At 30.6% G+C, this 5,550-nt stretch carries 5 protein-coding genes; all 5 read right to left on the bottom strand.

Going from position 1 to position 5,550, the window contains the following annotated elements; translation table 11 throughout:
- Positions 1–154: 154 nt before the first annotated feature.
- On the bottom strand, positions 155–517 hold the full coding sequence (locus tag ACMUOV_RS05320; RefSeq protein WP_413854070.1) for a YraN family protein: 363 nt from the start codon (positions 515–517) through the stop codon (positions 155–157).
- Between the two features lie 5 nt (positions 518–522).
- On the bottom strand, positions 523–2,568 hold the full coding sequence (locus ACMUOV_RS05315; protein WP_413854069.1) for an LTA synthase family protein: 2,046 nt from the start codon (positions 2,566–2,568) through the stop codon (positions 523–525).
- A gap of 6 nt (positions 2,569–2,574) precedes the next feature.
- On the bottom strand, positions 2,575–3,012 hold the full coding sequence (locus ACMUOV_RS05310) for a hypothetical protein (protein WP_413854068.1): 438 nt from the start codon (positions 3,010–3,012) through the stop codon (positions 2,575–2,577).
- A gap of 2 nt (positions 3,013–3,014) precedes the next feature.
- Positions 3,015–5,147 (bottom strand): tetratricopeptide repeat protein, encoded by a 2,133-nt coding sequence (locus tag ACMUOV_RS05305; protein ID WP_413854067.1) that lies wholly within the window; start codon positions 5,145–5,147, stop codon positions 3,015–3,017.
- A 45-nt stretch (positions 5,148–5,192) separates the two neighbouring features.
- Positions 5,193–5,550 (bottom strand): winged helix-turn-helix domain-containing protein (locus ACMUOV_RS05300; protein ID WP_413854066.1); only part of this gene is annotated, 358 nt, incomplete at its 5' end.

Below are 5,550 nucleotides of genomic sequence, written 5' to 3'. Positions count from 1 at the left end.
TTTGCATATTTTCCGTTTCGTTTAAAAATGCAATAAAAGTTCGCATTGTTTCCGTATTAATAATTTTACGAAATACACTTAATACCAAAAGCTCATTTGCTAATTTTTTTTGTTGTTGTTTATTCATTTTATTATCCGATATTTTTATTGTAAATTAAAAAAAATATTTCGGCAATGCCGAAAAAGCATTTTTTATATGTTCAATTTTATTGTCACAAATTGAAACGACGTCAAAACGAAAATCCGTTTTTAATTTATTCTGTTTTATATAAAGTAAAGCGGCTTTTATTATTTTTTGTTGTTTTTGTATTGTTACAAATTCATAAGGATTACCGTAATTACTGTTTTTTCTGAATTTAACCTCAACAAAAACTACCGTTTTTTTATCGGATGCTATAATATCTATTTCACCTGCTTTTACTCTATAATTTTTTTCAATAATTTTATATCCGAGTTTTTTTAAGAACTCGGCAGCAACAGCTTCATAATTATTTCCTACATCCGTAGTTATTCCCATACAAATTATTTTTGAGACCGGACAAAAATATCGGTTGCCGCCATTATTGTTTTATAATATTTTTCCAGTTTTTTATGTTCTTCGGTTACATCAACAGGAATTAATTTTTTTGTTTCCTTATCAAAATTAAAAGCCCGTATTGACTTATCGGTAAAATTATATTTTATTGCATATTTATCATTTACAACAAGCCCTTCGATATTTGTTATTATATTATCATCCGTCGAGAATAAATCATTACCGAAAGCCGTATATTGTGCGGAAGATAACGTTAAATTATATAATGTGGGCATAATATCCAAATGAGACCCGACTTTTGATGTATCAACTTGTTTTCTTAAATTTTTAGGGATATATAAATAAAAAGGAACCGCATATCTCAAAAACATATCTCGGCTTGAATAATTTGCCAATTCCCTTAAATTGTGGTCGCCCGTAACGGCTATTACGGTATTATCCGCAAATTCCGAATTTTTAATATCGGATATAAATTTTGCAAGTTCTCTGTTTGCAAACTGATAAACTTCAAAAATTGCTTTATCAGCCAAATCTTTTGAAGACATCATTTCTTTTATTTGTTGCGGAATTTCAAGCGGAATAGGTGTATATTTTGAAGGTATTTTATAAGGCGGATGTGTTTGTGTTGACATTCCCATAATAAATTGAGGTTTGCCATCATTATTTTTAAAAAGTTGTTCTTTTATCAATTCAAAAAATTTATCATCATTAATTCCCCACGAGTGTCTGTCTTCTTCGGATACGGCAACATTTCCTTCGCCTATGGTTTGGTCAAAACCGCAAACTTTATAAAAATTTTCCAAATCTCGCCATGTCAAACTGCCGCCATAAATAAAAGATGTTTTATAACCTGCTTTTTTATACGGCAAAACGGAAGAACTTGAAAAACATTTCAAAGCATTTTGTGTTTGGGTTATTTGATTTACAAGCGGCCTTTGAGGAATATTTAAAGATATTGTTTCAAGTGCATGAATTGTTATAAAACCTGCCGCCAAAAAATTTTCAAAAAGTATATCCCGGTCGAAATGTGTTTTTAATTCTCCCAAAACATTAAAATTTTTACTGTTTTTAAAAACAGGAAGTTCGCCGAAACCTTCCATAACAATAAGAATTACATTTAAAGGTTTTTGTTCCAAATTTATATTTTTTGTCGTAATATGATTAAATGCCGTTTCAAAATTTGTTGCATTTTTATATTGATTAAAATTTTTTAAATTTTGAAAAACAGTTTCTTCGTTTTTCAAATCAAAAAATTCCATTAAATTATTATTGTTTTTTGAACTTTGTATTTTATAATAAACGGCATCGGCCAAAGGATGAACGGGATTAACGGATAATTTATTTATAAAATAATTCGGAGAAATTTGAGAATAAAAAAGTCCCAGCGGAAACATTGACAAAGAACCGCGTGCCAAACCGAAATTTAAAACTATTATAAAAAGTATAACAAAAATTTTGGAATAAGTTTTCCAACAAAAACAATTAATTATTTTGTTATGAAAATATAATTGCTTATATGTTCTGTTTGCCGCAAAATAAATTGCATAAACTACAGCAAAAAATAATATAAATAAAAAATAAACTCTGTAATCGGCCAAAACGGTTTTAATAAGTGCGACGGTATCATCTTCAATTAACCCGAAAATCATCATGTTGTAATGGTCTTTAAAATATGAAAAAAAACCTATATCAACAAATATGGCTAAAAATAACAATGAAAAAATTATCGTGTAATAATATTTTATAAATTTTATTACCGCTTTAAAAAAAGAAAATTTTTGAATAAATAAACATATAACAAGTAATAACGTTACAACGGTATTTATGTAAGCGACAATTGAAAGGTCGAAACGAAAACCTAACCAAAATGCTTTTATAATATAAAAAAACATTCCGGAAAGATCTTTAAAATTTGCAAAATATAAAAAGAAAAAAAACCTATAAACCGTAAGCATAAATAAAACAGCCGTGTTTATAGGTATTAATATTAAGAAACTGTTCAATATAACATCAAAATTAAATTTTTCTTTCACCGATACTTACCTGATAACTACAATTTTGCCGTTTTGTTTTCTGTCGCCGTCTATATAGATAATCCAAATATATACACCGCTTTCAACATATTGATATGAATTATCTCTGCCGTCCCAATGAATTGTTTTTTCAGGGTTATCTGCCGGATTTGCTTGCGGTAAAGGAACATATTCCGGAAGTTTCCATTTTCTGCTTTTTACAAGATTGCCGGTAACATCATATATAAGAAGTTCACCCGATTTATGTGTCGGAACTTCTTCAAATTGAAATTTTATCCAACCGTCTGAATCCAAACTGCCGTATTTTTTCGTATCACCATAGTCAGCTAACGAAACATCGGCTTCAGGTATCCAAGGATTGGGAAAAACTTTTATTTTACTTTCCGCTTTAACAAATACGCAAGCGACCGTAAGTATTAAACCGACTATTATTAATTTTTTCATAATTATTGAACTCTTGCCAATGCTCTCTGTGCTTCCTTCATATTAGGTTTATAATATAGTGCACGTTTAAAGCAATCACGTGCTTTTGATATTTCGTTTTTACTGTATGCCGACATACCCTCTTCATAATATTTTTTTGCAACTTGTTCGGCAACTCTGTCAAGTTCAAATTTTGCCGAAGTATTTTCCGGATTATACTCCAACGATTTTTTATAAGATTGTGCAGCCAATTCAAATTTATTTGTTTTGTATGCGGAAAGCCCCTGTTTATAATATTTATCGGACAACTTTGTACTTAACCTTAAAATATATGCGGTTGATTTTTTATAATAGTCGTTAAATTCATATTTTTCGGCCAATATTTTGGCTTTCTTGAAATGTTCAACGGCAAGTTCAAGCCGACCTTTTTGATAATTATTCATACCGTCATCAAATTCTTGATTTAACCTGTCTCTTACCTTATCCTGTTCTTTTGATAACTTATATAATCTGTCATCTTCAGCCAGTGTTTGAATATTCTGTTGAGCTTTTTCTATATAATTTTGTGCATCAAGTCTGTGAGGAGCCGCAACCAAAACAGCTTCAAAATATCTGATGGCTTCCTCGTAATCACCCTTGTTGTAATGTTTCATACCGGTATTAAAAATTTCACTTACTTTATCGGATGCTATCTTTGCAAGTTGATTATCTATAAGAACCATTTTTTCTTTTGCCAAACTGTTTTCCGAATCAATCTCAAGCAAGTATTTTAAAGAATCCCTTGCTCTTATAATATTGCCCTTCTTGTAGAATTTCTCATACCTGTCCCATAAATATTGTATTCTTTCACTGTTTTTCTCTCTGTCTTGCAGTACTTTTATATCATCTGTTGAATGTTCTATTGCTTCAAGATAATTTTTTGCAACATTGTTTTCCGGATCAAGAGCCAAAACTTTTTTGTAATATTTTTCCGCTTTTACCATATTGTTTTTATTAAATGCTTTTGTTGCCGTATCCATGTATTTATTAACTTTTTTGAAATTATATTCATCGATTTCAGCCAATTCGTCAACAATTTTTCTCAGATATTTTTGTGAAGGTTGATGGTCAGGATATACCGCCAAAATATTATCAAATTCTTCTCTGGCTTTTGTAAAATCTTTAGCATAAAAACTTGCTTCGGCGTCTCTGAAATGTTGGTCCAAATAATATTCATAAGCTACTTTTTGTTCGCTGAAATTACCGAAGGCAAAATTTAAGCTGAAACTGTGTGTTGCATTCAAATCGGATGCCGGAATAAATGCATAATCAACGGATATTCCTTTAAACTGAAGCCCGATACCCATTCTTGTATTATTTAAAAGGGAATCGCCGCCGATTTTAAGACCGAATCTTAAAGCCAAAAAATAAACGGGATTTACGGATAAACCTATTGATGTATAATTTGAATAATTTTTAGGATTTGTAAAATCAAGAGCAACTTTTAAATTGTAGAAATCAAGATTATTATAAGCCAAACCTAACGTCAACATTTGAGGAAGTTCAAAATTTTTCTCAACAAATTTTTGTGATACTCCCAAATTTTTTAAAGCAAAACCGAAACTGAAATCTTTTGCCGTAGGAATTGAAATAATACCGCCTAAGTCAACCGCAATCGTTTCGGCTATATAATCAGCCAAAGAACTTCTCATAATTTTTAAATTTGCACCGAAACCGCCGTAATCAATAAAAACAGGTAAATATTTTTTTATCGGCAAAGAATAAGTAAATGCCGCCGAAAGGTCATAAGAGGTAGCACCTGAATAAGGATTTCCCGCATTATCATAATATGCATCGGTTTTATAATCAACATACATCAATGTTGCGCCGAATACACCTACATCGCTTAAAAAGCCGATACCGCCGTAATTATACTGAATGTCTCCTGTCATATTTGAAGTTGCAAGAGACACAACCGTTCTGTAAATCCCTATTGTTGAAGCCGGGTTTAAAACATTACCCGTTATAAAAGGGGATGTTAATGCAACACCCGCATCTGCCATTGCCGATGATGCCGGGTTAGGATTAAAAGCAAAAATTTTACCTGCAGCATAAGAAAATGAAGGTGTAATTAATAAACTTACCGCTATCAAAAATACAAGAAATTTTTTTAACACTATTACTCACCTTTAAATTACAATTTATAATATTATACAAAACTTTTATCGCTTTTTGTTCACTTTTTTTACAAGTTTAAAACCTTTCCCGAAAACCGTTACTATTTTTTTACCCCATTTACCCAATATTTGCCTTAAGTTTTTTATATGAGTATCAACGGTTCTTGTCGTAACGTCCGAGTTATAATCAAAAATTTTTTCCAAAATAACTTCTCTTGTTACAAGTGTATCTTGTTGCGAAAGAAACATTTGTAATAAATCAAATTCTTTCGGTCTTAAAACAATTTCTTTCCCGTTAAGCAAAACGGTTCTTGCCTGTAAATCCATTATAAGTCCGTCACATTTTAAAACTTGTTTTTCTTCCGTTCTGTTTGTTCTTCTTAAAATAGCTCTTATTCTTGCA

It is taken from the genome of Candidatus Ruminimicrobium bovinum (assembly GCF_902760015.1).
In the GTDB taxonomy this organism is placed as follows: domain Bacteria; phylum Elusimicrobiota; class Endomicrobiia; order Endomicrobiales; family Endomicrobiaceae; genus Ruminimicrobium; species Ruminimicrobium bovinum.
This window is presented reverse-complemented; position numbering and strand designations above follow the sequence as displayed.

Excerpts from the sequence above, each read along its gene's own strand:
- ACMUOV_RS05320 (WP_413854070.1), bottom strand. The coding sequence starts at position 517 with ATGGGAATAACTACGGATGTAGGAAATAATTATGAAGCTGTTGCTGCC.
- ACMUOV_RS05310 (WP_413854068.1), bottom strand. The coding sequence starts at position 3,012 with ATGAAAAAATTAATAATAGTCGGTTTAATACTTACGGTCGCTTGCGTA.